A 26,385-nucleotide genomic window follows, 5' to 3' on the forward strand; every position below is an offset into this window, starting at 1 on the left:
TCAGATTTCCCGCAGTGCACGCGGCGTCGGAAGGCTTACTTCGGCGAGTTTGAGATTATCTTCATCCTGATCGATGGCCACATATTGCCCATCCCAATAGGTCAGCGCGGTATGCGGCGATCCCGTGATCACCTCGCGGACGCGGCCGATGACAATGGCGTGGGAGTGGCGCTCGATGGTTTCTTCAACTTCGCAATCGATCGCTGCGAGCGCACCGGACAGCAGTGGCACGCCCGTCGCGCGGGTGAGCCACTGCGCACCGGTGAAACGCTCTGCACCCTTAAGTCCATCCTTGCCGGAAAAGCGCTCGGCAACATCCACCTGATCGGCAGAAAGAATGTTGACACCGAAGGCGCCGTAGCGCTGTAACAGCGGCCAGGAGGATGACTGACGGTTCACACTGACAATCAGAGTCGGCGGCTCGACGGAGAGTGACGACACCGAAGTCACCGTCATGCCAGTGATATCCTTGCCACGCCCAACCGTGATGACACTAACGCCGCCCGCCAGCGAACGCATGGCGTTACGAAATGCAGCAGGCGGCGCATCGCGATCGAAGGTCAGATTGCGCACTACGGAGTTCATGGTGGCGGCCTCGCAGGTAATGACTAGACGTCCGTGCCGAGCAGATTGCGAAGAATCTCGCCCTCTAGCGCGGCCTGATCGGCTGCGCCATGCTGGCGAGGGCGAGCAATATCGACAGTGATATCGTGAGCGATGCGCCCTTGTTCAATCACCAGCACACGGTCGGCCAGCGCAACGGCTTCCGATACATCATGCGTGACGAGAATCGAGGTAAAGCCCTGATCCACCCATACTCGGTTGAGAAGACCCTGCATGGAAATGCGCGTCAGCGCATCGAGGGCGCCAAGCGGCTCGTCGAGCGCCAGTACGCGTGGATGGCTGACCAGTGCACGGGCCAATGCAACCCGCTGTTTCTGGCCGCCAGAGAGAACCGAAGGCCATTGCGTGCGCTTGTCAGCAAGACCGACTTCGCCAAGAGCGAGTTCGGCCCGAGCCTTCGCATCCGCCTTCTGACGATCGCGGCCCAGACCGACTTCCACATTGGACAACACGCTGGCCCAAGGCAGCAAACGCGGCTCCTGGAACATGACGCGAATGTCTTCGGCGCGGGTGCCTTCACTGAAGCTGATCGTGCCAGCCGTCGGCTTTTCGAGACCGGCAATCAAACGCAGCAACGTACTTTTACCGCAACCGCTCTGACCGACGATGGCGACAAACTGACCGGCTGGAATGTGCAAATCGATCCCGCGTAAAACCTCATTATCGCCGAATGCTTTACGCAGACCGCGAATGGTGAGAGCGGCCCCGCGCTTTGGATGCGAACGGCGAGCTTGTTCGGCGAGCGCCTGTTCGACCTTGGCAGGTGTTTCCGCGCGCTGTGCTTCGGCATGGCTGAGGCGAAGGGATTGCTGAAGAGTCATGTCAGAATGCTCGCTTTTCAACTCGCTCAGTGTTTCTGAAAGGCCGGGTGCCAGGACAATGTCAGGCGCTCAAGCAGGCGTGACGCGCTATCGGCGACCTTGCCGAGCAGCGCATAGATCAGGATGCTGAGCACTACGACATCGATCTGCATGAATTCACGCGCCTGCATCGCCATGTAGCCCAGACCCGACGAGGCGGCGATGGTCTCGGCAACAATCAGCGTCAACCACATGATGCCGAGAGCGAAGCGCACGCCGACGAAGATCGACGGCAGCGCGCCCGGAAAGATCACCCGACGAAACAGCTCACTGTTCGACATCCCGTAAATACGACCCATTTCGATCAAATGCGGGTCGACCGTGCGAATGCCATGGAGCGTGTTGATATAAACTGGAAAGAACACGCCAAGCGCCACCAGGAATAGTTTTGCCGACTCATCGATGCCGAACCACAGAATGACCAGCGGGATCAGAGCCAGATGCGGCACGTTACGCACCATCTGCAGCGTGGTGTCGGTAAGGTTGCTGGAAAGCTTCGACAGGCCATTGGCAAGACCGAAAGCAAACCCGATGCTGCCGCCAATCAAGAATCCAATCGATGCGCGCCAGAACGACACCCAGATATTCTGAACGAGTTCGCCTGACAGCAGCAACTTCCAGCCGGCCACTGCCACATCGCTCGGCGCCGGCATGACACGTGACGGCATGAGACCTGTGACACTTGCGGCCTGCCAGGCGATCAGGATCACCAGCGGAACGATCCACTGCGCGAGACCATCGATGCGCGGCAGCCGGAGGCTACGCGCGCGGGGGAGGATTTCAACGATGCTCATGATGGGAATGCCTGTAGAATTTACGACGCGCTTTGCGCCCGATGTTCGTTGGCAACGATTTCACCGACCGGACCGGTGCGGGCACGGAACGACGTAACATTGTCATGCTGCTGCAGTGACAACAGCGGGAAGACCAGTTCGGCGAAGCGATAGGCCTCTTCCAGATGCGGGTAGCCGGACATAATGAACGTATCGACACCGACATCCTGGTATTCGCGAATCCGCGCTGCAACGGTCTCCGCGTCACCCACCAGCGCCGTGCCGGCACCACCACGCACAAGACCGACACCGGCCCACAGATTGGGGCTGATCTCGAGTTTATCGCGGCGCCCGCCATGCAGCTTCATCATGCGCTGCTGGCCAACGGAGTCTTGCCGACTGAGCGTCTTCTGCGCGTTTGCGATGACGTCGTCGGTGACATATCTGATCAGATCGTCTGCAGCCGCCCATGCCGCTTCATTCGTCTCACGCACGATCACATGCAGACGGATGCCAAAGGACAGCTTACGGCCTCGTTTCTCGGCAGCCGCCTTCACCCGCGCGATCTTATCGGCAACATCCGCCGGCGGCTCACCCCAGGTGAGATATTTGTCCACGGTATCGACAGCGACATCGATACCTGCGTCAGACGAGCCGCCGAAATAAAGCGGCGGTCGCGGTGACTGCACTGGCGGGAAGATCAGGCGACCATCCTCGATGCGGATGTGCCTGCCTTCAAAATTTACGATCTTACCGGCGAGCAGGTCGCTATAGACGTTCAAGAACTCGCGGGTGACGGCATAGCGCTCGTCATGCGGCAGGAAAATGCCATCGCCCTTGTTCTCGACGGGATCTCCGCCAGTGACGACATTGATGAGCAACCGCCCATTGGTGACCCGATCAAGCGTCGCAGTCATCCGCGCGGCGACACTGGGCGATTGAAGTCCCGGACGCACGGCGACCAGATAGCGCAAACGTTCGGTCCATGGCGCAACGGCCGAGGCGACAACCCATGAATCCTCGCAGCTGCGCCCGGTCGGCAGCAACACCCCGTAGTAACCGAGCTGATCTGCGGCCTGCGCGATCTGGCGGAGGTAATTGAAATCGATCTCACGTGCACGATGGGACGACGCCAAATAGTGGCCATCGCCATGAGTTGGCAAAAACCAGAGCACTTTGGCTTGCAACGGATTGCTCATAAAGGATTTGTCCCGCACGTACGGCAATGACGATACCGGGATGATGGGGATGCGCCCTCCACGTGTCGAGACGTTCAGAAAAATAGCGACATGCGCACTGTCACATCGGCTAGCCGCGCGGCATCCGTTTCGTTTTCACAGCCCGATGAAGGGCATTTTTCTCCCCTCCTCCATGCCTGCCTTTGCGATCACAAAGACGTAGACGATCGCCATGCACGAACGATGCCGATTGCGCTGCAAAGGCGAAAATGATGTTCTTTGGATAAGCGTTACAGGGCAGAATTATTCTAGAAGAGATCCGTCCGGAGGATGGCTTTTCCTCGCTGTATTGACGGCCTGTTAATGATGTCAGCGTGCCGCATCACCGAATTGCTCCCACATTTACATAGCTGCCGCCTTTCAGAGATCGGTTTAACCAAACTTACAAAGCGTTTTGCGAGGTTCCGCAGCCATGCAGAATGCATCCGCCCCCAATTCGCCGCTTCCTTCGGAAGACACCGACCGCCCACCCAATTTGTCTTTGACCGGTGTGGGCGTATCGACGCATGACATTCTTGCTGCCGAATTTTCGACGCTCCGCGAAATCATCCGCATGCTGCCGTCGGCAGTGACCGTACAGGATGAAAAGGGTGAATTTCTGCTTGTCAACGATGCGGCCACCGCGCAGTTCGGTATACTGCCGGAGAATTTCCGGGCCGGTAACGAGCCGTCCGATTTCGTGAAACAGGCGCTGTCGCACCGACGTCTGACGGCGCTCGACTTGATGCAATCCGGCCGCACGGCCGTGTTCGAAGAGCGTGTCAATTCCGAGTTCGACAAGCGGGTATATCTGACTACGCACCGGCCGGTGCAGATCGGCGACCGCACGCTGCTGCTCTCCAGCGCGAGCGACATCAGCCGGCAGAAGCGCATCGAGGAGGAACTGTTCCGCTGCGCCTATTACGACGAACTGACCGATCTGCCGACCCGGCGTGTGATCGAGAAGCACGTCGGCAACCTTATTGCCGATGACGGCCGTTCTTCTGAAGGCCGTCAGGGCCATTTTGCACTAGCCTTTCTCGACATCGATAATTTCAAACATATCAACGATTATTACGGTCACGGTACGGGGGACGGATTGCTGGTGCAGATCGCCAAGCGCATCAGCCTCGAACTACGCCCCACCGACATGCTGTCGCGCATCTCCGGCGATGAATTCCTGCTACTGCTCAATCCGATCCTGAGCCAACAGGAGGTCGCTGACTATCTGGAGCGACTGGTGCAGCGACTTCGCGCACCGTTCTTCATCGAGGCCTCCGAGATCTTCGCGACGGCATCGATCGGCGTCAGTCTCTATCCAGAGCATGGCCTCGCCTACGATACTCTGCATCAGAATGCGGATATCGCCATGTATCAGGTAAAGAACGACACCAAGGGCGCCGCGGTATTCTTCAACTCCGGTATGGAAAGCGAAGCATTGGCGCGGATGGCGACCGAGCAAGCGCTTCGTCTGGCGGTTCTCGACAAGCGATTCTGCTGCGCATTCCAGCCTAAAGTCGATATCCGCACCAAGGAAATTCAGGGCATCGAGGCCCTGGTGCGACTGCGCGACGACAAGGGAGTGATCCAGGCGCCGGGGGCTTTCATCAATCTCGCCGTTGAACTCGGCCTGATCGACGAGCTCACGCATCTCGTCCTCGCCGAGATCATGAAGTCAATCGACCTGATCGATGAAGCCTTCGGTTCCGGCGCCACCATCAGCATCAATGTCGCAGCCAAGCAGGCCGGCAACACCGAATTCATGCGCTCCTTCGCGCGAGCGCTGAAAGAAACTGGCTGCCCGACCCGCTTCATGGTGGAAGTGACCGAAGATGCTTTCGTCGCCAAGACCCATTTTCAGGGCGATATTTTGCCGATGCTGCGCGAAATCGGCGTCGGCGTCTCGATCGACGATTTCGGCGTCGGCTATTCCTCGCTGTCGGCGTTGGCCGATATCACTGCCGATGAGATCAAGATTGACCGCTCCTTCATCACGGACATTCACAAGCGCCCACGCAGCCAAGGCATCCTGCGCGCCATTGAGTCGCTCAGCGAGGCGCTCGGCATGAAGGTGATCGCTGAAGGCGTCGAGACATTCGAGGAGCTGGCCTACTTACAAGCGGCGACCAAGATCCGCTACGCACAGGGATACTACTTCTCCGAACCAATTTTCCTGGAGGAGCTGCAGCCGCAATCCAACAGCCATGTTCGTATGGCGCTGAATACAAGGTCATCCGACAGCGCCCGACCGGCTTATTCGCGGGCCGGTGGACGGGAATACTAGGCGTTCTCGCACGATCACGGCGGAGCATTGTCATTCTGTCGGCACCCACCATCTGTTAAAGGATTGCTAACCATCATTTCCCGGGGATCCCATGCCCATCCTGCCGCTGCTTCTCAATGTCCTCTGGATCGTATTCGGCGGTCTGTGGATGGCCGCAGGCTGGGTGCTGGCCGCAGTGATCATGGCGATCACCATCATCGGCCTGCCTTGGGCCCGAGCGGCCTTCAACATCGCAGCTTATACGCTGTTGCCATTCGGCCAGCGCGCCGTACGCCGCGAGCTCGTTACCGGGCGGGAAGATATCGGTACTGGCCTGCTTGGCTTTCTTGGCAATCTAATCTGGCTGGTGCTGGCAGGCTGGTGGCTCGCGATTGCGCATCTCGTCACTGCACTGGGCCTCGCCATTACGATTGTCGGCATTCCCTTTGCTTGGGCGCACTTCAAGCTCGCCGGCATCGCGCTTTGGCCGATCGGACGCGCCATTGTACCAGCTTGACGCGCACTCTATTGAATTGTGACGAATTTTCCCGCCGACGGTGCACACTGCATACGCTCGGTTAACTATTCCGCTCAATGGTGATCTGAGGTAGGCCTCGGGCGCCGGAGTGGATATGCGTAAACTTCCTTTTTTAGTTGTTGCTGGTGCTGTTTCGGCTGTTGTCGCCGCAGGTGCGGGCGCATGGCATTTTCTCGGCCCGGCCGATGTCAAATTCGCAGCGAAGACCGACAAAGGCGAGCTGACGACTGCCTCGATCGACACCCGCTGGCCTCAAGCCTCATCCAAGGCACCTGCCGAGCCAGCGCCAAAAGCGCAGGCCGTCGCGACCGCACCAAGCGTCGCACCGATGCCCGCACAACCCGTAGCCGAAAAGAGACAGACCTACACCAAGCCGGTCTGCAACAATCCGAATGCGCTCGGCGTCTCACGGACAGTACAGATCGACACCACCGGCGGCCCCGGCCTCGGCATGTCGCAATATCGCGACTACGACTTCCTGCAGCCGGGCGAAGTTGTGCTCACTTTCGACGACGGCCCATGGCCGGTGACAACCCCTGCTGTACTGAATGCGCTCGCCGCACAATGCGTGCAGGCGGTCTTCTTCCCGATCGGCAAGCACGCCACGTGGCATCCTGCCGTGCTGAAGCAGGTCATCGCCGCAGGTCACAGCGTCGGCACGCATACCTGGTCGCACCAGAATCTCGCAAGCAAGAGTCCCCAGGAAGCTAAAGACGAGATCGAACGCGGCATCAGCGCCATCACGCTCATGGCCGGGCAACCGCTGTCGCCATTCTTCCGCTTTCCTCAGTTGCGACAGAATGCGGAGCTCAAGGCCTATCTCGCCGAGCGCAACATTGCCGCCTTCTCCATCGATATCGATTCCGAAGACTTCCGCATTCACAATGCAGGCAAGCTCGTCGCCTCTGTGATGGAGAAGCTGAAGAAAAAAGGCAAAGGCATCATCCTGATGCACGATCTGCACAAGTGGTCGGCCGCCGCCGTGCCGGATTTGCTCACCCAGCTGAAGGCCGGGGGCTACAAGGTCGTGCATATTCGCGCCAAGGATACGTTGGCAACATTGCCGGACTATGATGCCGCGATCCAGGCCGAGCTGCAGCCGGTGAAAACCAGCAATGCCCGGCCAATCAACAGCGTGATCCAGACGGTGGATTGAACGGCGGGAAGTCTCCCCAGGTTTCAAATGGCGCCCCGCCCGGGCGCCATTTTTGCTTCGCCGCACTTCAATTCAGGGAGGGATAACGTCGCATGAGCGGCGCGCCCCGAAACCGGCGCCGTGGCCCAAACCGTTCCTTTTCCGCGAAAATTCTCCTTCGACCGTTGCCGCAGACCGGCCAATCGGCTAGATCATGGACCCATGCACCCGTAGCTCAGCTGGATAGAGCGTTGCCCTCCGAAGGCAAATGCAAGCTCTTTCTGATGGTCGAGGGTGTCGTAAAAAACGAGTGAAACCAAGCGATTGGCGAAACTCGAAGGAAGCACGAAAATCGCATTCGAGGTCGCGGAAGCACCACGGAAGCAAACCGAAAGGAGGTTGTGGAGTACGAATGGCGATGATCGGCGAGGCTTTAGCCCGCGTCGTTTGAGCCATGTCGATTCTAGAATTCGCGATTGACCGTGGTCGATCTCGGACACTATCTGAATATCGATGCGCCCGTAGCTCAGCTGGATAGAGCGCCACCCTCCGAAGGTGGAGGCCACACGTTCGAATCGTGTCGGGCGCGCCATTTGCGTACAAAACCACGAACATTTCCGTTCTCGGTCTGTTTGCCCGCGATGGCCGCCTGGAGGATATCCTTGCTGCCGATGATCCGGATCGTTTGGTCGTCGACCTCGACCGCATCGATGATCGAATGGATATAGCCTTTGCGGGTGTTGGTGTCGCCCGCATCGAGCTTCGCGTTCATCAACCGGGCGAATGCGTCGATCTTCTCAGCATTGACGGCGGCTGCCATGCCGCATTGGGCGCGGGCATGATCGAGCGCCGCCTTGGCCCGGTCCCGTTGAGCTTTCAAAGCGGCGGTGCGCTCTCGCAAAATATCATCGAGCTCAACGATGCCGTCTTCAATCGAGCGGTAAAGCCGCTTCATGCGATCTTCGCAGTCGGTCAATTCCTTCTGCAAACCCAGCAGGCGGCCGTCCGCGGACTCGCTCTTTGCCGCCTGACGCTCGATCAGTGATTTCAGGAGGTCGGCGATACGGTCGGGTGCCAGGACGCACTGCTTGAGGTTGGTTAAGACGATTTCGTCCAGGGTCGCCGCCGGAATGTGCCGACCCTTGCAAACCGACTTGCCCTTCTGCTGGCAACCTGCACATGAATAATACGAGTACGACCGTCCCTGTCGATTGGTCGTCCCGGTCCGGGTCATTCCGGAACCACAGGAGGCGCAGACCGCGATACCCGTCAGCAGTGAAGGGCCGTTCACGACCCGCGGCGGCGTCGTCTTGGGATTGCTGCGAGCGAGCTTCGCCTGCACGCGATCGAAATCGCCTTGCTCGATCAGCACGGGCACGGGAATTTGGATCACCGTCGAAGGGTCATACTTCCTGCCATCGCGCGAGCTGCGCACGCCATACGGCCATTGTCCGGTCGCGTAGCAGCTGTTGGTCAGGATCTTGTGGACCGGCCCGACACCAAATGTGGCGCCCCGGCGGGTGCGGTAGCCATGGCTGTTCAGCCATTTCGTCGTCTCCTTGACGCCAAGCGGGCCGGTCTTGCCGTCGCCCTCAAGATAAAGCTTGAACATCAGCCGAACCGTTTCGGCTTCGACGGCATCAATATCGAGCTTCTTCTTGATCTTCTGGCCGCGGCGTTCCGCCTCGACGATCTTGTAGCCCAGCGGCGGCGTGGCACCATTCCAGAACCCCTGTTTCGCCGACTCGCGCATAGCGCGTGTTGTATTCTTTGATATCTCTCTAGATGTATGCTCGTCGAAGGCTCCGATGATCTGCCGCACCAAAATTTGGCTCGGATCGTCGCCGGTTGGCTGAGTGACCGAGACCACGTCGACGCCGTGCTTCCGCAATTTGCGGATGGTCAGCTCCATCTCGGCGACGTTGCGGAAGAAACGGTTGAATGCATAAAAGAGGATCGCGTCGTAGGGATGATCGGGCGCACAGGCGCGCTCGATCATGTCCTGCAACACGGGCCGGCGATCATCGGTCGCGGTCTTTGCTTCCACAAACTCCTCGATGATGACGTATCCGTTTTGATCGGCGAAGCTTGCCGTAATTTTCCGCTGGCTCGGAATCGACGCTTCGTTGGCGTACTGGCGCCCAGTGCTGACCCTGTAATAGGTCGCAACGCGCTTGGTCGCGTCAGGCTGCTTGGAAACCGAATTGTGAAAGACGTGCTTGTTCATGACAGAACTCTACTGAGACTTGATGTTGACGGCGTTCTCAACGCTCGATTCGTGAATCTCACCAGAGGGGTTGTCAACGGCTATTTTCCCAGAGAATCTTCAACAATAGCGAGCAAATCCTGGAGCTCTCGGCCAAGCAAGATCTCAATCGCGCGCAACTCGCGGTCCTGGATCGGCGGCGAGAGCGGCAGATCAAGCGTCACGTGAAAGTCCTCGGCTTGCGGCTGTTGGCGCCCTCTCTTCTTCGGCACAACATCAGGAGTAGCCGCGCGAGCATGAACGTATGCGCCCACCGTTCTCGTCCGCAGCTTGACGTGCGACCGCGCCGCCATCGGCTTAGAGCTCATAGCTGAGCTCCCGCCGATGATGCCGATCCTTCTCCGTCAGCGGTTGCGAGCCCTCAATGATATCGAGCGTGGAAATCTTGGGCGAGGCACGCGACAGTCGTTCGGCGAGCCAGTTCTGGCGCTGGCTCGCCGAAAAGACCACATCATCACGCTGCTGATCGAAGGGCAGCTCGGAGGCGAGGCGCCGGTCAATGCTCTTGGCATCGACCACGAGCGTCGTCCGCTCCCGCGCGCGGCTTGCCGCCACGTAGATGTCATGACGATTATAGCTGTGATCCAGGTGCACGACGGCATGATCGACCGTGAGGCCCTGGCAGCCGTAGACAGTCGAGGCATAAGCCCAACCAAGGCGGGGGCGTCCTTGCGCGTCGGCAAGCTGCATCGGATCGAAGGCAATTCGCCGACCCTCGATTTCGGCCTCGATGATGATGCGACTTGCATCTCCAAGGGGCACAGCGGCTTCACTGACCTTGACGATGGTCGCGGTCGAACCATTGACTACCGCAAGTTCGTCATCGCGGACGAGGAACCTGATCTTGTCCCCGGCCGCCAACGCGATCTGCGTTGAGTGGCCGGACGGCGTGGCCGCGGCGAAGCTAACCTCGGGGCCCTGGATGATGCCGCTGTGCTTGAGGCGCTCGCGAGCGACCTGAGAGATCGCGGCCACTGCGGCGTTGGACTTGGCGAGGATCAGGATCGAGGCCGCGGCGTCACGTGCATGAACTTGCTCTGCCGAATCCAGCACCTCGGTGATCGCTGCTTTGGCGCCGTCCGCTTCGATCAATAGACCGCGTTCTGCGAACGCATCAAGCGCGGGCTCCGCCCGGCCGGCGCCGAAGGCCGTGATGGCTTCCCGCGCCCATGCCTCGCGCTGACGAACAATGTTGTTGACGCGCGCAGCTTCAACGGCGCGCGCCACCAGATCTAGGCCAGGACCGGCGCCGATCGCCTGGAGCTGCTGCCGATCCCCCACGAGGATGATCTTGGCGTCAGCTTCGGTGACGGCGCCAAGCAGCGCGTGCATGTCCCGCGAGGAGAGCAGGCCGGCCTCATCGACAATCAGGACGGTCTGCTTGTCGAGCACCTTCTCGCCGGCTTTGAGCCGCGCGATCCAGGAGGCCGTTGCCCGGGCTTCGATGCCGAGGTCATCCCGGAGCATGTTGGCGATTCGCCATGCGGAAGCGGCACCGATCACCCGACATCCGGCTTTCGCGTATCCTTGCAAGACTGGCGCGAGCAGTGTGGACTTGCCGACCCCAGGGGCGCCTTCGACGATAACGACCGCCGAGCTTGTCGTTGCGGCGAGCGCCGCTTCCGACTGCTCGGCGGTGAGCCCCAAGGCTCCGCAACGGTCCCTCAGCGATTTCTGATCGACGAAGTGCCAGGACTGGTTCGCGAGACGTTGCGCCTGTTCGACGACCTCCCGCTCGATCGCGAGCATCTCCGGCGTCGAATAGCAGGGCAGGCCAAGGGCATCATGCCCAATTTCCAGAAAGGCTCCCTGGCTCAGCAGGCGCTTGAGTTCAGTTTCGGCGCGCTCGGCTGGCAAGCCGGTGCCGACCAGGGCGGCAGCGACGGAACGCAGGAGCTCGCGCCGCTCAATCACGCTCTCACGTTCGGTGAGGATCGCCGGCAGGGCGGCCAACCGGTCGGAGAGCAGCCCTTCGTCGGCTTCCTGATTACGCGCCTTCGAGGGGGCCCTCAAGCTTTCGGAAAATGATCCGGTGTCGAGGCCCAGCGATTGCGCGGCGTCGCGCCAGACATCCTCGCGCCCGAAACTTACACTCTCCCGCTTGCTGCTTCTCGTCGCCTTGGCGATGGCGGCGGCCAGTGCGGTGGCCTCGCCGCTGGTGACGCCATGTTCAGCGAGTTCCTCCTCGATCTCCTGACGACGCGCGCTGAAATACGTAATCGTGGCACCATCCACGCCGGCGATTTCGAAGATGCCGTTCTTGCCGACACGATCGATATCAAAGCCGAGCGTCGTCAGCTCATGTGCGAGGGCGGCGTGATAGGTCGCGCCGGCCGCCATCTTCCAGTCGCGGATCACCTTGGAGTGAAGAGCTCCAATTGTGCCGTCGCTCTGGCGGGTCGAGATGTTCATGCATACGCAATGCGTATGCAAATTTGCATCTGCGAATATGCGCCCGTCGGCGTGTTTTGAAGGTCGGCTTTCGCCATGCTGAAACGTGGCGGCCGTGAGTGCGACCTTCTCGAGCGACATGCCATTGCGGCCCCGGCGTGCCCAGGTCGCCTCGCGCTCCAGCATGCTCAGCGTCGCCCTGACGGCTCGCTGCTGCGCAGCCTCGATGAGACGCTTCGTCTCGGGCGTTGCCAGCCCCCAGACCAGGGATACCGAGCGCGGCGCGCTGAGTGTCACGTCGAACGCGCTTGTCCGCTCCTTATGGCGGCGGATGTTATCCAGCAGGGGCTGCCCATCCGCGTCGACGGCATTGTACAATTGCTCGAAGGTCTCGCGCTCGACTTGCGCGCCGTCTACAACGCCAAAATCACCCGCCGGCGCGTACCAGAGGCCCGCAGGTTCGGCGTCGCCGAGGTAATACTCGGTCTGGCGCGTGTAGTAGCTGGCGCTTGCTGCCGGATTCCAGGTTGCAACCACGAAGAAGACCTCCGAATGGGAGGCCTTCCAATTAAAGCTCGTGGTAATGGGGGTCTCGGAAATGAATGAGCTTTTTGCTCATCAGCTGATTTCGACCTTCGATCGGCTGTTATGCCCGTTTTCCTCCTTGCCGCCGCATCATCCAGCGTCGGCAATCCAGGGTGCCGGGATGTGCGCTTCGCGCCGATCAGCCCAGGTCGTCAGCGGGACGTCGACGACAGCGAGCGTCGGAAAGCCCGTCACCAGGACGCGGATCGTTTTCCCGGCTGACATCTCGAACACGCCGAGCGCATCCGAGAGGAAGTCGGTCGTGATCGTATCGTCCCAAACGGTCTCCATCGGCTTGGTGATCCCTCGGGCCAACTCCTCCACGGTTGCATCGCGGCGCCTGCGGACCTGACGGCGTCCGACCCAGACTTCGCAGATCCGTTGTGCGGTTTCGCCCGGCTCCAGACGAAGAACCAATCGAATGCCAAAGCGCGCTTCGACAACTGAGCCTTGCTCTTGACCGAACATAGCGGTGATCTGACCGAGGTCCTGCACGGTGGCGATCGTGTTCACATGCAGTTCGCGCCCAAGCGCGAGCAGTCGCGGCAGACGCTCGATTGGCACCTCCGGGAATTCATCGAGCAGCATGGTCAGGTGCTCCGTGCCGGCGCGACGGCGAGTGGAGACGAGCGCCCCGGCGGCCACCCGCTCCGCCAAGAAGCTGCCGACCGTGGAAGAAAGCTCGGCATACTCGCCCGACTTCTGCAGAAGCAGCGTGCGCGGGAGCTGGGAGCCTGGCGCCAGCCAGTCGCGCACGGTGAACCGCCGCGATGAGTCGACCTCCGACCAGGCGCGCGCGAGCGGCTCTATCACGCTCAAAACCGTCACCCAGAGCGTGATCAGGATTGACATGACGGTGCGGTTTTCTTCAGGATCGTCGCCGAAATTCAATAGTGCAGCGCTCTTCCCGCCGCTCTCGAGCAGCATCCGGCGAATATCTGCCAGCGAGGAAAGTCCTGCCTCGGCAAGGTTGCTCCAGCCCCAGGCATCACCCGAGCGCGCGCGTAGCGCCATGATGATATCGGCAAGGAGGCTCCGCGTCGCATGGCCCCACATCGGATCCTGCTCGGAGACCGGGACGCATTTCGCCGCGAATTCCCGTGCGACGAGAGGATTGGTAATCTCGCGGCCGATGTCGATCGCCCACCCGCGCGCATCCTGCGGAGCCACCAGGATCATCGAATCCACGGGCAAGCCGGCCAGCATGTCCCCCTTCGCGTCGAACACGAATGTCCGGCCGCTCAGATCATTGAGGTACTGTTCGGCAAATGCCCGCAACAAGCCGGTCTTGCCCGACCCTTGCGTGCCGACCAACAAGAGGTTGCGCGCTGCGGAAGCCGCATTCAATTGCACCTGCGGGAGGAGCCACAGATCATGCGCCTGCGGCGGGCCGTGACGATGAACCGCATGGCGCAGCGCGCGGAACGCATAAGGTCCGGTCTCGATGCGCCGGCCGCGCGTGACTGTGAGGTTCTCGATCGGCGGAGTATCAGCATAAGCGAAGCAAAAGGCAAAGCCGCTTGCCGCCAGAACCGCAAGAGCGATAGTGGCAAGCCGCCTGGCTCCGATCGGTGACTCCAGCAACTGCGCTGTGATCGCCTGGATCCAGTCAAGCCGGCACACGATCGGCCAGCTCGAATGGCCGCACCTCTCGCCCCGAAGGTTCTGAAGGATTTCGTGAAAGGCGACGTCGCTGGCGAGGCTGACGTTGCCGTGGAACAGCACGTCGACGGTTGGCGGCGCGATGAGAAAGAGCGAGATCGCGCCCGCGACGAGCGTGATCAGGGCAGCGCCGAGCGCCACGAGCAGGGCGGGCTGAAACAGCCGGATGGGATTGTTCATGATGGATTTTCTCGCTGTCAGATGGTCAGTGCTATTGCCAAACCGAACACGATTCCGATTCCCGCCAAGGCGCCGAACAGCAGGGCGGAGATCTCGAACGGGAGCGGCACGGTCTGCTTGTCGCGCCAGCCGAGATCGGCCGACGTCTGCTCGGTGAGTTCGACCTCGACCTCGGGCTGGATCGTCGTGTCGATGCCGCGCGTCGGTACGCTCACGGTCGTGACGAAGGACAGCAGGCCCTCCTTGCCGAGTGGGATGAGCTTGCGCGGATCGAAGCTTTCCGGATCCTCTCGGAACTCGGCTGCGTAGTTGCAGCCGAGTTCCTTGCGGCTGGCGAAAGCATCCGCCGTGGCCGTGGCGACCACTTCCTCGAAGGCTTCGCTAGCCATTGTTGCCGCCCTCGAACGCGATCAGCTTGTCGAACTCGGCAAACATTTCCGAGCACCAGGCCGCGACATCGCCGCGGATCATTTTGGCCTCGGGCCGCGGCAGTCCCGTCACCCTCATGATCTCGTCGATCGGCATCGTCACCGCATCAACGAGGCGCGCGCCGCGCGCCTCAAAGGGACGCCAACTGCCGGCCTCGATCATCGGCATGCGCAGGGTGATCGCGTTTTTGGCGAGGGGCATGATCGAGGTGCGGTATGCCTCCGCGGCATCGCTCGCCGGATGCAGATCGCTCACGGCGCCATCGCGCTGGTTCTCGATCAAAACCAGACGAGCGTTGGGGAGTACTTCGAGAAAGCTCGAAGCTGACTTCGCACCCCGACGCATCGACTCAGCCTGGGCGGTGAACGGCGTGATCACGAAGACCTCGACGCCGAGCGCCGAGAGATCCTCCTGTAGGTCCACCATCCCCGCCCACAATGCGCCGCGCGCAGCTTCGTTGGCGCCGAACTCGACGACGCCGAGGCCGCCCGCCATGGCCATCATCTCGAGGACGTCGTACAGCGGCGTCAGAGCGCGCAGTGCGGCGCTGGGATCGCGGCGCGCCAGCTTGACGTCGGTCGCGATCGACACGACCTGTGACCCCAGGATCGAAAGCGACTTTCCCTGGGTGTCGACCTCAACGATCCCGGTGGGGATGCCGGCAATCCGCGCGCGCTCCGACAGCGCGTGGCCGACCAGGCTCTTTCCATCCCCACCTTTGTCCTGCGTGATGATCGTGGCTGCGGGCAACTTCAGCGGCAGCGCCGCGCTCTCACCGGAATTACGCATCTTCTTCGACATGATTTCCTCTCGGCTGGGATCTTCAGCGATCCATAGTCAGAGGAGCCCGCGCGCCCGGTACCCGTCTCGGAAATGAATGACCGAATTGTGCGGGAGGTCAGGAATTCGACCTTCCGCTGTCGCAACCTCAGAGCCGGACCTAGTCCAGAGGCGTAAAATTCTGTCCGTGAGCGATCGCTTTGCTCAGCCGATCCTTCCCCTCAGGCAGTACCAGGATGTCGAGGACGCACTTGGCCAAATACCGGTGAACATCGCGGTACATCGCGCCCTCGGCACGGCCCTTCTCGCCCAAGATCAGCTCGTCCAGGTCCTTGACCTCTTCGGGGTCGAAGACGGCTTGATGCCCGCGGCCGATTTGGCCCAGCTTGCGAGCAAGCCGAAATTCCGGGGTCGCGAGCATGTGGTTGACAGCGACGAGATTGGGATCGACATCGGCGGCCACCGCAATGAACGCCAGCTCGACCGCCGAAAACTCGTTTCTGATGAACAGTTCATGCTGCTGGAGCGTCATCGGCTCTCGGTGGAAGGGATCATTGCCCTTCGGCGTCCGCTTCAACGCTTCAACGTCCTTCGCGCGCTTGGCGAGCTGGTGCTTTTCTTCTGCGACCTCTTTGGTATGAAAGCACGCCTTCGCCAGCGTGTGGACCCAGTTCGCCGCAGCCTTGATCGCATCCTCGAACTCCGCTCGCGACCAGCGGGCGCCGTCAACACAATCGCGAATCTGCCCGATGACGGCTGCTTCTGCCTGGGCTGGGTCGGTCAGGCCCGGGAGCCAGCGGACCGCGAGCTTTTCGCCTTCCGACCTCAGCGTCTCGAACAGCGCAAGACGGCGATCTTCCTCGCTGAGGCCGTCGTCTGCCGCCTTTCCTTTGGTCGGGATCCCGGGCACCCAGGCAAGCTCTGCAAGCGTATTCAAGCCGGCGCCCTTGACCACCGACACCTCAGCGCCATCGAACTGCGCGTGCATGCAGGACAGCAGGGCACCGATTTCCGGATCTCGCCGAAAGACCTCGAATTCCAACGCCTCGCGAACGGTGAGCTCGACCTCACGCTTGAGCCGGCCGCCGCGTTGTCGAGCGAGTCGCAAGTCCACCAGCGACAACATCCGAAGTAGCGGCCCAGTGCGGAACTGTTGCATTTCCGCGTGCGACAACGCGAACGGCGTCCTCTGCAACTCCGCTTCCGAAATGATCAGGCGCTCCGGCTCTTGTTTTAGACGATGAATCCGCTCCCAGACCTCTGGACGAACGCTTTGCCACCATTCCGCGGCATGGTCGGGGTGCACGAAAAAGAACGGCAACACCCATTGCATGGGCAAAGCGTCGATCGGACGATCAGAGGCCTCGACCTCTGCGCGGCACGCGGCGGCCAACCTCTCGATCTTTTGGAGGATCCTCGGGAGATTGTTCACGCGATGCTGCTCCTCAAAGGTACTTGCTTGTGTATCGATTGTTCTCAGTTCGTCCGTCCGCAGACTGCCTACTTGCGGCCGGCGCGCGACTGAATCGCTTCCAGGGTGGGAGCGGCGACATCGATGCCGAAATCAGTGAGGAAGGATGCGGCAACCTCCGCCTCAGCAATCCGGTCGCGCAGGAACCGCTCACTGCATCCGAGCTGGCCGAGGACCGTCTTGCAATTGGCCAGCGCAATCATGTTCCGCGCGATTTCGCGACGCGCGGAAAATTTGATCCTCCGCAGAATGAGGTTCGCCCCGGCAAGGGCGACGACTTCCTCACCATAGGAAGCAATCGCTTCGTCGGGCTCCGGCGTACGCGGCAGACGACCGAGATGCCGGATCGTGGAATGAACAGCTTCGTGGACAACGGTGTCGACGAGACCGGCGACGTTGTCGTGCTTGAGCAGATTGAGCCAGATCAGCGGCTCGTGTCCCGGAACGACCAGCGTCAACCCAAATCTTTCCTGACGGCGCGCCAGGTGCCTGGGGAGAACGGCGTCGGCGCCGATAACCACACTGAGATCGGCGAGTTGCGCCAGCAGGTCCTGGAATCCTGCGTTCTCGATCCCGTCAAGCTTTTCCAGCGCTTGCGTCACGTTCATATGGCTGCGGATGTGACGGTACCGCGACGCGAGCTCGCTCTCGCGGGCCATTGAGCGATCGAGCTGCCTGCGATCGGCCGTCGGTTCACGCCACTCCGGGCTGCTCTTTGCCATGTTGCCTACTCCTACTTTGTGTCTGTGCTCGGCAGCCGCAGCGTCGGCGGGTTTGGGGCTAGTCGTAGTCACTCAGGACACCGAGGCTCGGTGCAGCATCGCCAGACCGCGTGCCAGGTGGACGTGCCCAACCCTGTGGACTTCCAGGCTGAACTCCTCCAGCGCGGACCTGGATGCCGTCACCGAGGCCACGGTCACGCCTTCGATGGTGTCGAGCGTGATGAAGAAAGCGTCCCCGTCGACACAAACGATCTGCTGGAACGGCTCGCCCGGGAGGACCGGCCAGCCCTTCACGGCCTCCTCGATGCTCGCCACGAGAGACTCGATCGCGATCTCGATCCATTCGGCGCGCACCCCCGCATAGTCGGAGCTGTGCTTGGGCACGCCGATGCTCGCCGTCACCGGGTTGAGGCCGTTTGCCAGCAGCTCATACAATTCATCGATGACGAGGTTGGGATTGCGCTCCCTCGCACGATTGACGTGCGTGATCGGGAACGCCAACACCTGCGGCTTGTCGACGGAGGCTTCGTTTCCGTTGCGCTCGACGCCATACCACCAGCGATCGTACGGCTGCATCACCGGATCATCGAATTCGTTGTCAACGGGATCGGCGCCACGGCCGTCCGGCTGCTCGGCGAGGCTCTGCAGAGTTTTCTTGACCTCGCCGCACGCAGTGAGGATTCCACGATCAGCGATCGCGGCGCAGCGCAGATCAACCAGGGCCTTGCGCAGAGCGCCGCCGACGCCCATTCCGTTGCGAAAGAGATCCATATTTGCGATCTCAGGAACGGCGATCCGGATTAACTCGGGCGTCACCAACACCCAATCCTCCATCTGGGCGTAGGTCAGCCTGAGGTGTCCCGATCCGTACAACAGGTCCAGGCAGGGCGGGAGAGCTGCGCGCCCCTTCGCCTGAATCGGCCAGAAGTCCAACAGCCGAGCCTGGACGATAGTCTGATCGGGGATCAAATCGCTCATTGTGAGTGTCCTGTTGTTGTCGAGCCTGCTCAGCTGCGCTCGCTGTTTGCGCTTGTCCTAATGAGCCTTGCGCCGCGGCGGCGTCGGCAAGAATGCAAGATGGAGCCTGTCCTCGAGGAAGGCGCACGTCTGTTCGATCGTCGTGCGATCGGGCTTCTCTTCGAAGGCGTTCCATGCGAGCCGGAAGCGGATGATGTCGCGCTCGCCGATGGTTTCGATCTTGTAGCAAGTCCGTGCAATGGACAGGACTTCCGTGGCGATCGGGTCTTCTGCCTTCTGGTCAGCAGCGGCCATGTTGGCGATCAGCCGCTTGACCGCCCGGGAGAAGATCGGATCAAGCACTTTCTCGAAATCGGGGTGATGGATGGCATAGCCGCAGCCGATTTCGTCAGTCTTCTTCACGGAGGATGCCGCTACTGCAGCATACGTGATATCCGGATGAGCGGTCACGCCACAGGCGGCGTCGCGATCAGATCTCCGCGTGTAGGCCTCGGTGGTGTAGTGGTCGACCGCCATCGCCAGGCGTGCGCCGGGCGTGTCCGGCGTAAACCCGACCGGGAGACGGAAAAGATCGCGCAGTTCCTGGGATTCACGAAGCTCCGGTTCAGCGTAGTACAGCTTGCTCATCGTCATAGCTCCTTATGTGGTCTAAAGCTTCAGCAGCGCGCGGACCTGGTCGGCCGCATTGCCACGGAGCCGCCTCACCTTGCGACCGATCTTCACGAGATCGCGGTCGGCCAGAATGGCAGCGATGTCGCGGCGAACCACCTTTGAACTGATAGCCTTCGCGACCTGCATGATGAGGACGCGGGCGTCGTTATCTTCCGGGGCGACGACATTGATTTGCTTCAGGCCGTCGGCCAGCTGACGCTGGCGCTGATCGGCCTTTCGCTCGGCGTCAGTCCGAGTCTCACGCTTCTCGTTCGTCGAGCCAGTCAACGACTCGATCGGCTCGATGAACGCGCGCACCTCCCGCCAGCCGTCCCGCTTCAGGCGGGCCTTCGAGATGCGCGGCTCCGGCTCGTCCGATCGCTTGCCATGCTCGGGATCGGAGTCGAAGTTCATGTCCATGTGACTAGTCCTGTGTCTAGGCCGCCGACGCGGCGTCAATCGGTACTCGCGGAGACGACGGCCGCACACCGTCACCGGCGGCAAGCGTAGTTCATCGTCGTGCGCAAACTTCCGGGGGGGGCCCGGGAAGTTTCCGCCGCGTTTGCGTGTACGAGTCGCCCTGAAGCTGCGCCGAACAGCCGCAGCAGCAGTGAAAGCGAGACCAATGTCGAAAGCCGTCTCGATGAATAAGCGCAAACAGGAGAGCGCAACGCCCACATCTCCAAAGAATGCACCCGTTCGGCTGCCCGACCTGATTATCGATCGGGCGGATCTGCCGGCCGCCGCCGCACGGTTGGCTGACCGGCTGTCGGCGGCCGACACCTTCTTTCAGAGGGCCGAGGCGTTGGTGAAGGTGGTGGAGTCAGAGCGCGGACCAACCGCCCGGCCGATCACTGTTCATGACGTGGTAAATCATGGCCACCGCGTCTGCCGGCCGGTCCTTCAAAAGATCATTCAGGGTGAGATTGTGCTTGAGCCGGTGACGCTGCCGGACCGCGTTGCACGCCTGTACCTCAATCTCCACGACAAATGGACAGTCGGCCAATTGAACGGCATCTGCCGCGCTCCGATCCTCTCGGACGATGGCAATATCCGAGTCGCTCAGGGTTATGACCCTGAGACCGGCCACTGGTGCGCAGGTATCGATGCGCCCGGCATCCCAGAGCGTCCGTCGAGACTGCAGGCAGAGAGGGCGCTCCGCATCTTGCGCAGCGCCTTCGCGACATTCCCCTTCGCCGATGCATGCATGGTGAGTCGCTCGGCGAGCACGAGTGCCATCGATCTGTCGAAGCCGCCGGGCATCGACGAGACAAGTCACCTTTGCGCCGTGCTTACGGCCGTCTGCCGACCCAGTCTGCCGTTGGCCCCTGGCTTTGTTTTCCGCTCGCCGCAGCTCTCCGGCGCCGGCACCGGGAAGGGCAAGCTCGTCCGATCCATCGCGCGCATCGCCTACAACACGGTGCCGAGGCCGTTCACGAGTCCGGGCGCGCAAAGTGAGCTGGAGAAGCGCCTGACCGCTTCGCTCGTCGAGGCCGATCCCGTTATCTTCCTGGACAACGTCAACTCGGAGACTCTGAAATCGAACCTTTTGGCTCAGATCGCCACGGAAAATCCCTGCTCCATCCGCCCGTTCGGTATCAATACCAAGATGGTCACGGTGACGACGAACGTCTTTCTGGCGATCACGGGCAACGCCGTCCGGGTCGCCGAAGACCTGGCGCGCCGATTTCTGTTCGTCAATCTGGACGCCGGATGCGAGGATCCCGAGCGTCGAGCCTTCGATGGAAATTTTTCCGCGATGGTAGACCGGCAGCGCGGCGAACTGCTCGCTGCCGCACTGACGATCTGGCGGTGGGGCCGTCAGAACCGCCCCAAGCCGGGTCTCGAGCTCGGAAGCTTCGAACAGTGGGCCGAGTGGTGCCGCGATCCGCTGCTTGCACTGGGTTGTCCTGATCCGGTCGGCCGGATTGCGGATGCCAAGCGTGACGACCCGGATCGCCTCCAGCTCCTTGAATTCTTCCAGGAATGGCACCGGCTCTATGGCGACCGCGCTGTTCGCGTGAGCGAGCTTGATCTGAAGTTGCGCCAGCTTGCAGAAGGCCACGGCACAACCCGCCAGAAATTCGCGACGTTCGTCGCCAATCTGACGGGAACGCGCGCTGCAGGTTTCGTCTTGATCCGCAATTTGCCGATCGGAAAATGGAGCGCGGCCACGTACGCGCTCAAGAGCACGGGTAACTAGACCCGCGCCCCGGGCTCCCACGCACCAGCCCTTGGGACTTCCAGATCATCGGGACCATAGGGGGCACCGGACGCGGGCCGGTGCCCCCTTGCAGGTTAGACAATTCAGTTTGCCGGGAATCCACAATTTATCGCCTGGCCACTGCTGTTTGGAGTGGCAACACAGCCATGTGAGAATACCTGCTTCTTAGTCGTCTTCGAGCTTGACCTGGGCGCCGGTTGTTCCCATCTCGCAACCCTCAAAGATCGAAGTAGTGGCGGGCTCTATCGCCAAGTAATTAACCAATGCATCGCTTCAGCAGATGCATTCAACGAAATCGTTACCTTTGACCGATGCTAATGCCTTCTCTGGGCTGGTGCTCCGCGGCGGCGCCGGCGCAAACGTCATCAATCAGAGATGAGGCAGTTGTGGGAATTGCTGTACCCTTTATCGGCTACGTAAAGGCAAGGGGAAGAGAGTCCGTACGCCACAAGCGGGATGCCGAGGACAACGGCAGGCACATCGGGGCGATTGAAGCATTTTTCAGCGTTGTTGAGACGGCAGACCCAAAATGGTTTTCGCCGTTCTTGCGTCAGCCTCGAGGGGCTCAGTGGTCACCTTGCGTCTCAAGAGTCTTATTGGAGACCGACGATGTCCGACGTCCGCAACTAACGAAATTCTTGAAGAGGGCCGGCGACAGTACGCTTGTGATCTCGGCATGGGAGGATCTCTTTGAAGTGAGAAACGATATCGTCGACGAGCTGGTGGAACGATGCCTGAGCAGGTGGAGTCCGATCCTACGCATCGATCAGCCGCACGCCGCGCTAACGCCGGCGCTCGCTCGGCAATCTGGTTCGAACTTGCCTCACTTGATCATGCGCAATCAAGCCAAGGTTCAAGATGCTATCGAAGCGAGAGTTCGTCCTCTTTTGCCGATCACTTAACAAGGCGGGCTATGATCCGTTTCACTATGTACCTCGGGCATCGGGGTCATAGGGTCCATCGCTATGGAGGCATTCGGAGCGCCAGCGACCCTGGTCCGCCTGCTTCCGTAGGAGAATGCACTCATTCGAGCCAAAGTTCGATCGCGCATATCCTATCAAAATTCAGTCATTTCAGAGTCAGAGTATGGCCGGAATTTCTGTGACGGGTTGACAGCCGAGAGAGTCTCGCGGCGCCCGTCGTGGAGATATCCCATGACGCAACTGAATGTCCTGCACGCCGCTCGCGATGAGCATGGCGGTTATAAGGTGGATGTGAGCCGCGGTGAGCGCGTCGGTCGCGTCTCCTCGGAATGGTTCTCCCGGCCGGCGGACGAGCGGTACTTGTCGCTCACCGAGCTTCACGCCGCCGTTCAGGGCCGCGCCGAGCGAAGCCGGACCCGGACAGTCGAAAGCGAGGCGATCCGGGTGGAAGCCAATCGCGATAACGCGGAGCGGCTGACGCTCATGTTGCCGGGCGAGAGCGCACCTTTGTCGCCAACCCATTGGAGCTTCGGTCAGCTCGCAACGATGGTGGGCGCGCCATCCGCGTATTTGCGGCAGCTTCCGGCGCCACTCGCGGCCATCAACTTGCAATACGGACTGACCTCGAATCGAGCAGAGCTGATCAAGACGCTCGAAGTCGAGGAGGGCCGCGTTGAACTACGGGCGGTCACAAGCCCAGATTACGGCCGCATCTTTGACCAAGAGCTTGTGGCCGCCGTGCAGCGAATTGCCGGGAACGGCACCGGCGACACGCGTTGGAAGGTCCCCGGCGTGCTCGACTGGTCGACCGGCATCTACAATCCGCGAGTTGACATCACGAAAGCGACCACCACCCTCTACGCCTCCGACCGGGACGTGTTCCTGTTCCTGGTCGACGACTTCAACCCCATCGAGGCGGGCAAGCTGCCTGACGGCTCGCCCGACCTCTACTTCCGCGGCTTCTATTGCTGGAATTCTGAGGTCGGTGCCAAGACGCTTGGGATCGCAAGCTTCTACCTTCGCGCCGTGTGCCAGAATCGCAATCTTTGGGGTGTGGAAGATTTCGAGGAGATCACCATCCGTCACTCCAAATTCGCGGCTACCCGCTTCGCCCACGAGGCTGCGCCGGCGCTCGCTCGCTTCGCCAACTCCTCGCCGACACCCTTCGTCAATGGCATCAGGGCGGCGCGAGAGCGGATTGTTGCGCGCACGGATGAGGAGCGCACCGAGTTTCTTCGTAAGCGGGGGTTTGGCAAGTCGGAGACGGCGAAGATCATTGAGACGGTGCTTGCCGAGGAAGGCCGCAAACCCGAGAGTGTCTTCGACTTCGTGCAAGGCATCACCGCGGTGGCACGCGACAAGCCGCACCAGGACGGCCGGTTGGACCTCGAGGCGAAGGCCAAGAAGTTGCTCGATCGTGCTAACTAAGACCGATCGCGCCGCCCCAGTGGTGCGCGTGTGATGAGCCTCGGCTCTCGGTTTCTCCGGCTGGCGCCGCCCTTCAGAGTTAGAGGGCGGCGCTTCGCTTCGTGACGGGCAGAAGGTCGAGAGAGGTTCTTGACCGCCCGTCGAGGAGAAACGTCAATGGCAAAATCCGTTCGCAAGATCACCCTCAGTCAGTCCAGGGATATCCCCTTCAACCGGCTGGTGCTGAGCCAGTCCAATGTCCGACGTATCAAAGCGGGCGTCTCGATCGAGGAGCTTGCGCAAGACATCGCTCGGCGCACGCTGCTCCAGAGCCTCACCGTCCGGCCGGTTCTCGACGATGGCGGCGCCGAAACCGGCATGTTCGAAATCCCGGCCGGTGGGCGGCGCTATCGCGCGCTCGAACTGCTGGTCAAGCAGAAGCTGCTCTCGCGCAACGCGCCGGTTCCCTGCGTCATCCGGACCGATGGCCTCGCCGAGGAGGATTCGCTCGCCGAGAACATCCAGCGGGTCCCACTTGAGCCCCTCGATCAGTTCCGCGCCTTCCGCGATCTCGTCGAGAAGGGGAGGACCGAGGAGGAGGTTGCAGCCGCTTTCTTCGTAAGCGTGTCGGTGGTCAAGCAACGGCTCCGGCTCGCCGCCGTCTCGCCAGCGCTGCTCGACGTCTATGCCGAAGACGGCATGAGCCTCGACCAATTGATGGCGTTTGCGGTCAATCCGGACCACGAGCGCCAGCAGCAGGTATGGCAGGCGGTGCAGCGTTCGCACAACAAGGAGCCGTATTACATCCGGCGTCTGCTGACCGAAGGCGCCGTGCGCGCCTCCGACAAGCGCGCCCAGTTCGTCGGAATCGAGGCCTATGAGGCCGCAGGCGGCGACATCATCCGCGATCTTTTTCAGCAGGATGACGGCGGTTGGCTGCAAGAGCCGATGCTGCTCGACAGGCTCGTCGATGAGAAGCTGGAGCGTGAGGCGGGCAACATCCGCTCCGAAGGCTGGAAATGGGTCGAGGTTGCCGTCGATTTTCCTTACGGCCACATCTATGGTCTACGCCGCATCGCCGGCGAGGCCGTTGCGATGACCGACGAGGAGGTTGCGGCGGCTGAAGCGCTGCACGCCGAGTATGAGCGTCTCGAGCAGGACCATTCCGAGATCGACGTCCTTCCTGAAGGGGGCGATCAGCGCCTTGGCGAGATCGAGACGGCCCTTGACGAACTCGATGAGCGGCCCGTCCAGTACGATCCTGACGAAATCGCGCGCGCGGGTGCCTTCGTCAGCATCGACGCGTCTGGCGCGCTTCGGGTCGAGCGCGGCTATGTCCGTCCCGAGGATGAGCCGGCAATTCCGCAGGCGGAGGGAGAAGCTGAGGCCGAGCAGAGTGCCACCCCAGCGGCAACCTCTGCCTCCGGAGATACGACCGAAGGGCAGACATGCACCTCGGCAAATACCGAGGCGCCCGATCAGGAGGAAGGCATCAAGCCGATCCCTGACCGGTTGATGACCGAACTCACAGCGTACCGCACTCTGGCCTTGCGCGACGCGCTCGCAGGGGACCCGGACGTTGCGTTCCTGGCGGCACTGCACGCGCTTTGCCTGAAGCTCTTCTACCGCTACACGCCCGAGTCCTGCCTCGACGTGGATGCGAAGAGCGTCGTCTTCGGCAGCCAGGCGCCAGGCCTCGGCGATGCCACGATCGCCAAAGCCGTCGACCAGAGGCACCGGCAGTGGTCGGCGCAGTTGCCGCGTGAATCGGCCGAGCTCTGGGACGCGCTCACGAGCTTCGATCGGGACAGCCGCGATGCCCTGTTCGCACATTGCATCGCGCTGAGCGTCAATGCGGTGTACGAGCCCTCGAATCGGCGCCCGCGTGCGCTGGACCACGCCGACCGCCTCGCTGAGGCCATCGGGCTCGATATTGCCGCCGCCGGCTGGTCGCCGACCGTCGACAACTATTTCGGGCGGGTCACCAAGGCGCGCATCTTGCAAGCCGTCCGAGAAGTCAAGGGAGAGACCGCGGCTCAACTCATTGAGCACCTGAAGAAGGGCGAGATGGCGGAGAGGGCGGAAGAACTCCTTACTGGCTCGGGTTGGCTTCCGGAGCCGCTGCGCACGCCTGGTCGCCCCTCCAGCGCGACATCATCTTCGCCTGAATCTGGCCCGATTTCCCCGCCGCTTCGGGGGAGGACGCGCCAGTGAGCAAATGCGAAGCGGCCATGCCAGATGCAGAGCATCCGCGCGAAGATGTAACTCTCCCCGACGAGCCGCTGGTCGCGGCCGAATAAGTCAGC

At 61.3% G+C, this 26,385-nt stretch carries 21 protein-coding genes, 1 tRNA gene and 2 pseudogenes; 9 read left to right on the forward strand and 15 right to left on the reverse strand.

Annotated features, from left to right (window positions below; all coding sequences use genetic code 11):
• The 4 genes from E0H22_RS25005 to ssuD are packed head-to-tail and all read right to left on the reverse strand — an operon-like array spanning nucleotide 1 to nucleotide 3,456.
• Complete coding sequence (locus E0H22_RS25005; protein ID WP_233023613.1) at nucleotides 1-585, reverse strand: flavin reductase family protein; 585 nt, start codon at nucleotides 583-585, stop codon at nucleotides 1-3.
• 23 nt (nucleotides 586-608) lie between these two features.
• The gene (locus tag E0H22_RS25010) at nucleotides 609-1,445 is read right to left on the reverse strand and encodes an ATP-binding cassette domain-containing protein (RefSeq protein WP_233023614.1); all 837 of its coding nucleotides are present in this window, start codon (nucleotides 1,443-1,445) and stop codon (nucleotides 609-611) included.
• Between the two features lie 26 nt (nucleotides 1,446-1,471).
• Entirely contained in the window at nucleotides 1,472-2,278 is an 807-nt protein-coding gene (gene ssuC / locus E0H22_RS25015) for an aliphatic sulfonate ABC transporter permease SsuC (RefSeq protein ID WP_233023615.1), read from the reverse strand.
• 20 nt (nucleotides 2,279-2,298) lie between these two features.
• Nucleotides 2,299-3,456, reverse strand: coding sequence for an FMNH2-dependent alkanesulfonate monooxygenase (ssuD, locus tag E0H22_RS25020; RefSeq protein WP_233023616.1), 1,158 nt, complete (start codon nucleotides 3,454-3,456; stop codon nucleotides 2,299-2,301).
• Nucleotides 3,457-4,048: 592 nt separating this feature from the next.
• On the opposite strand from ssuD, the gene E0H22_RS25025 reads away from it, so the two are divergent.
• The 5 genes from E0H22_RS25025 to E0H22_RS25045 all read left to right on the forward strand — a co-directional run bounded on the left by E0H22_RS25025 (nucleotide 4,049) and on the right by E0H22_RS25045 (nucleotide 8,455).
• Entirely contained in the window at nucleotides 4,049-5,758 is a 1,710-nt protein-coding gene (locus E0H22_RS25025) for a putative bifunctional diguanylate cyclase/phosphodiesterase (protein WP_233026549.1), read from the forward strand.
• A gap of 91 nt (nucleotides 5,759-5,849) precedes the next feature.
• Complete coding sequence (locus E0H22_RS25030; RefSeq protein ID WP_233023617.1) at nucleotides 5,850-6,254, forward strand: YccF domain-containing protein; 405 nt, start codon at nucleotides 5,850-5,852, stop codon at nucleotides 6,252-6,254.
• 115 nt (nucleotides 6,255-6,369) lie between these two features.
• Nucleotides 6,370-7,431: a polysaccharide deacetylase family protein gene (locus tag E0H22_RS25035; RefSeq protein ID WP_233023618.1), complete on the forward strand. Its 1,062-nt coding sequence runs from the start codon at nucleotides 6,370-6,372 to the stop codon at nucleotides 7,429-7,431.
• A 494-nt stretch (nucleotides 7,432-7,925) separates the two neighbouring features.
• Nucleotides 7,926-8,002 (forward strand) — tRNA-Arg (locus E0H22_RS25040).
• Nucleotides 7,988-8,455 (forward strand): hypothetical protein, encoded by a 468-nt coding sequence (locus E0H22_RS25045; protein WP_233023619.1) that lies wholly within the window; start codon nucleotides 7,988-7,990, stop codon nucleotides 8,453-8,455. Before E0H22_RS25040 ends, E0H22_RS25045 begins: the two co-directional genes overlap by 15 nt.
• A 105-nt stretch (nucleotides 8,456-8,560) precedes the next feature.
• Here the strand turns inward: E0H22_RS25045 and E0H22_RS25050 are convergent.
• Nucleotides 8,561-9,022 (reverse strand): annotated as a pseudogene (locus tag E0H22_RS25050) (recombinase family protein); the annotation flags it as partial.
• Between E0H22_RS25050 and E0H22_RS25055 the strand changes: the two are divergent.
• The gene (locus tag E0H22_RS25055) at nucleotides 8,942-9,184 is read left to right on the forward strand and encodes a hypothetical protein (RefSeq protein ID WP_233023620.1); all 243 of its coding nucleotides are present in this window, start codon (nucleotides 8,942-8,944) and stop codon (nucleotides 9,182-9,184) included. The pseudogene E0H22_RS25050 and the gene E0H22_RS25055 overlap by 81 nt on opposite strands.
• A gap of 15 nt (nucleotides 9,185-9,199) precedes the next feature.
• Here the strand turns inward: E0H22_RS25055 and E0H22_RS25060 are convergent.
• From E0H22_RS25060 to E0H22_RS25105, 10 genes and pseudogenes are all read right to left on the reverse strand, one after another.
• A pseudogene (locus tag E0H22_RS25060) lies at nucleotides 9,200-9,637 on the reverse strand (recombinase family protein); the annotation flags it as partial.
• A 336-nt stretch (nucleotides 9,638-9,973) separates the two neighbouring features.
• Nucleotides 9,974-12,604 (reverse strand): MobF family relaxase, encoded by a 2,631-nt coding sequence (gene mobF / locus E0H22_RS25065; RefSeq protein ID WP_151612184.1) that lies wholly within the window; start codon nucleotides 12,602-12,604, stop codon nucleotides 9,974-9,976.
• Between the two features lie 138 nt (nucleotides 12,605-12,742).
• Entirely contained in the window at nucleotides 12,743-14,494 is a 1,752-nt protein-coding gene (locus tag E0H22_RS25070; protein ID WP_151612182.1) for a type IV secretion system DNA-binding domain-containing protein, read from the reverse strand.
• Nucleotides 14,495-14,511: 17 nt separating this feature from the next.
• Nucleotides 14,512-14,883, reverse strand: coding sequence for a hypothetical protein (locus E0H22_RS25075; RefSeq protein ID WP_151612180.1), 372 nt, complete (start codon nucleotides 14,881-14,883; stop codon nucleotides 14,512-14,514).
• Entirely contained in the window at nucleotides 14,876-15,724 is an 849-nt protein-coding gene (locus E0H22_RS25080; RefSeq protein ID WP_151612178.1) for a hypothetical protein, read from the reverse strand. Before E0H22_RS25080 ends, E0H22_RS25075 begins: the two co-directional genes overlap by 8 nt.
• A 139-nt stretch (nucleotides 15,725-15,863) precedes the next feature.
• Nucleotides 15,864-17,135, reverse strand: a complete 1,272-nt coding sequence (locus E0H22_RS25085) for a hypothetical protein (RefSeq protein WP_151612176.1) — start codon at nucleotides 17,133-17,135, stop codon at nucleotides 15,864-15,866.
• 68 nt (nucleotides 17,136-17,203) lie between these two features.
• Nucleotides 17,204-17,896, reverse strand: a complete 693-nt coding sequence (locus E0H22_RS25090; RefSeq protein ID WP_151612174.1) for a hypothetical protein — start codon at nucleotides 17,894-17,896, stop codon at nucleotides 17,204-17,206.
• 72 nt (nucleotides 17,897-17,968) lie between these two features.
• Complete coding sequence (locus E0H22_RS25095; RefSeq protein ID WP_151612172.1) at nucleotides 17,969-18,874, reverse strand: hypothetical protein; 906 nt, start codon at nucleotides 18,872-18,874, stop codon at nucleotides 17,969-17,971.
• A 57-nt stretch (nucleotides 18,875-18,931) separates the two neighbouring features.
• Nucleotides 18,932-19,501: a hypothetical protein gene (locus tag E0H22_RS25100; protein WP_151612170.1), complete on the reverse strand. Its 570-nt coding sequence runs from the start codon at nucleotides 19,499-19,501 to the stop codon at nucleotides 18,932-18,934.
• A gap of 21 nt (nucleotides 19,502-19,522) precedes the next feature.
• A complete protein-coding gene (locus tag E0H22_RS25105) occupies nucleotides 19,523-19,945 on the reverse strand; it encodes a hypothetical protein (RefSeq protein WP_151612168.1) in 423 nt (140 codons plus the stop codon).
• A 205-nt stretch (nucleotides 19,946-20,150) separates the two neighbouring features.
• On the opposite strand from E0H22_RS25105, the gene E0H22_RS25110 reads away from it, so the two are divergent.
• The 3 genes from E0H22_RS25110 (at nucleotide 20,151) to E0H22_RS25120 (ending at nucleotide 26,293) form a co-directional block, all read left to right on the forward strand.
• Complete coding sequence (locus E0H22_RS25110; RefSeq protein ID WP_151612166.1) at nucleotides 20,151-21,728, forward strand: hypothetical protein; 1,578 nt, start codon at nucleotides 20,151-20,153, stop codon at nucleotides 21,726-21,728.
• 1,175 nt (nucleotides 21,729-22,903) lie between these two features.
• On the forward strand, nucleotides 22,904-24,100 hold the full coding sequence (locus tag E0H22_RS25115) for a DUF932 domain-containing protein (RefSeq protein ID WP_151612164.1): 1,197 nt from the start codon (nucleotides 22,904-22,906) through the stop codon (nucleotides 24,098-24,100).
• 156 nt (nucleotides 24,101-24,256) lie between these two features.
• On the forward strand, nucleotides 24,257-26,293 hold the full coding sequence (locus E0H22_RS25120) for a ParB/RepB/Spo0J family partition protein (RefSeq protein WP_151612162.1): 2,037 nt from the start codon (nucleotides 24,257-24,259) through the stop codon (nucleotides 26,291-26,293).
• The last annotated feature ends 92 nt before the right edge of the window (nucleotides 26,294-26,385 follow it).

This window comes from Rhodopseudomonas boonkerdii (genome assembly GCF_021184025.1).
In the GTDB taxonomy this organism is placed as follows: domain Bacteria; phylum Pseudomonadota; class Alphaproteobacteria; order Rhizobiales; family Xanthobacteraceae; genus Tardiphaga; species Tardiphaga boonkerdii.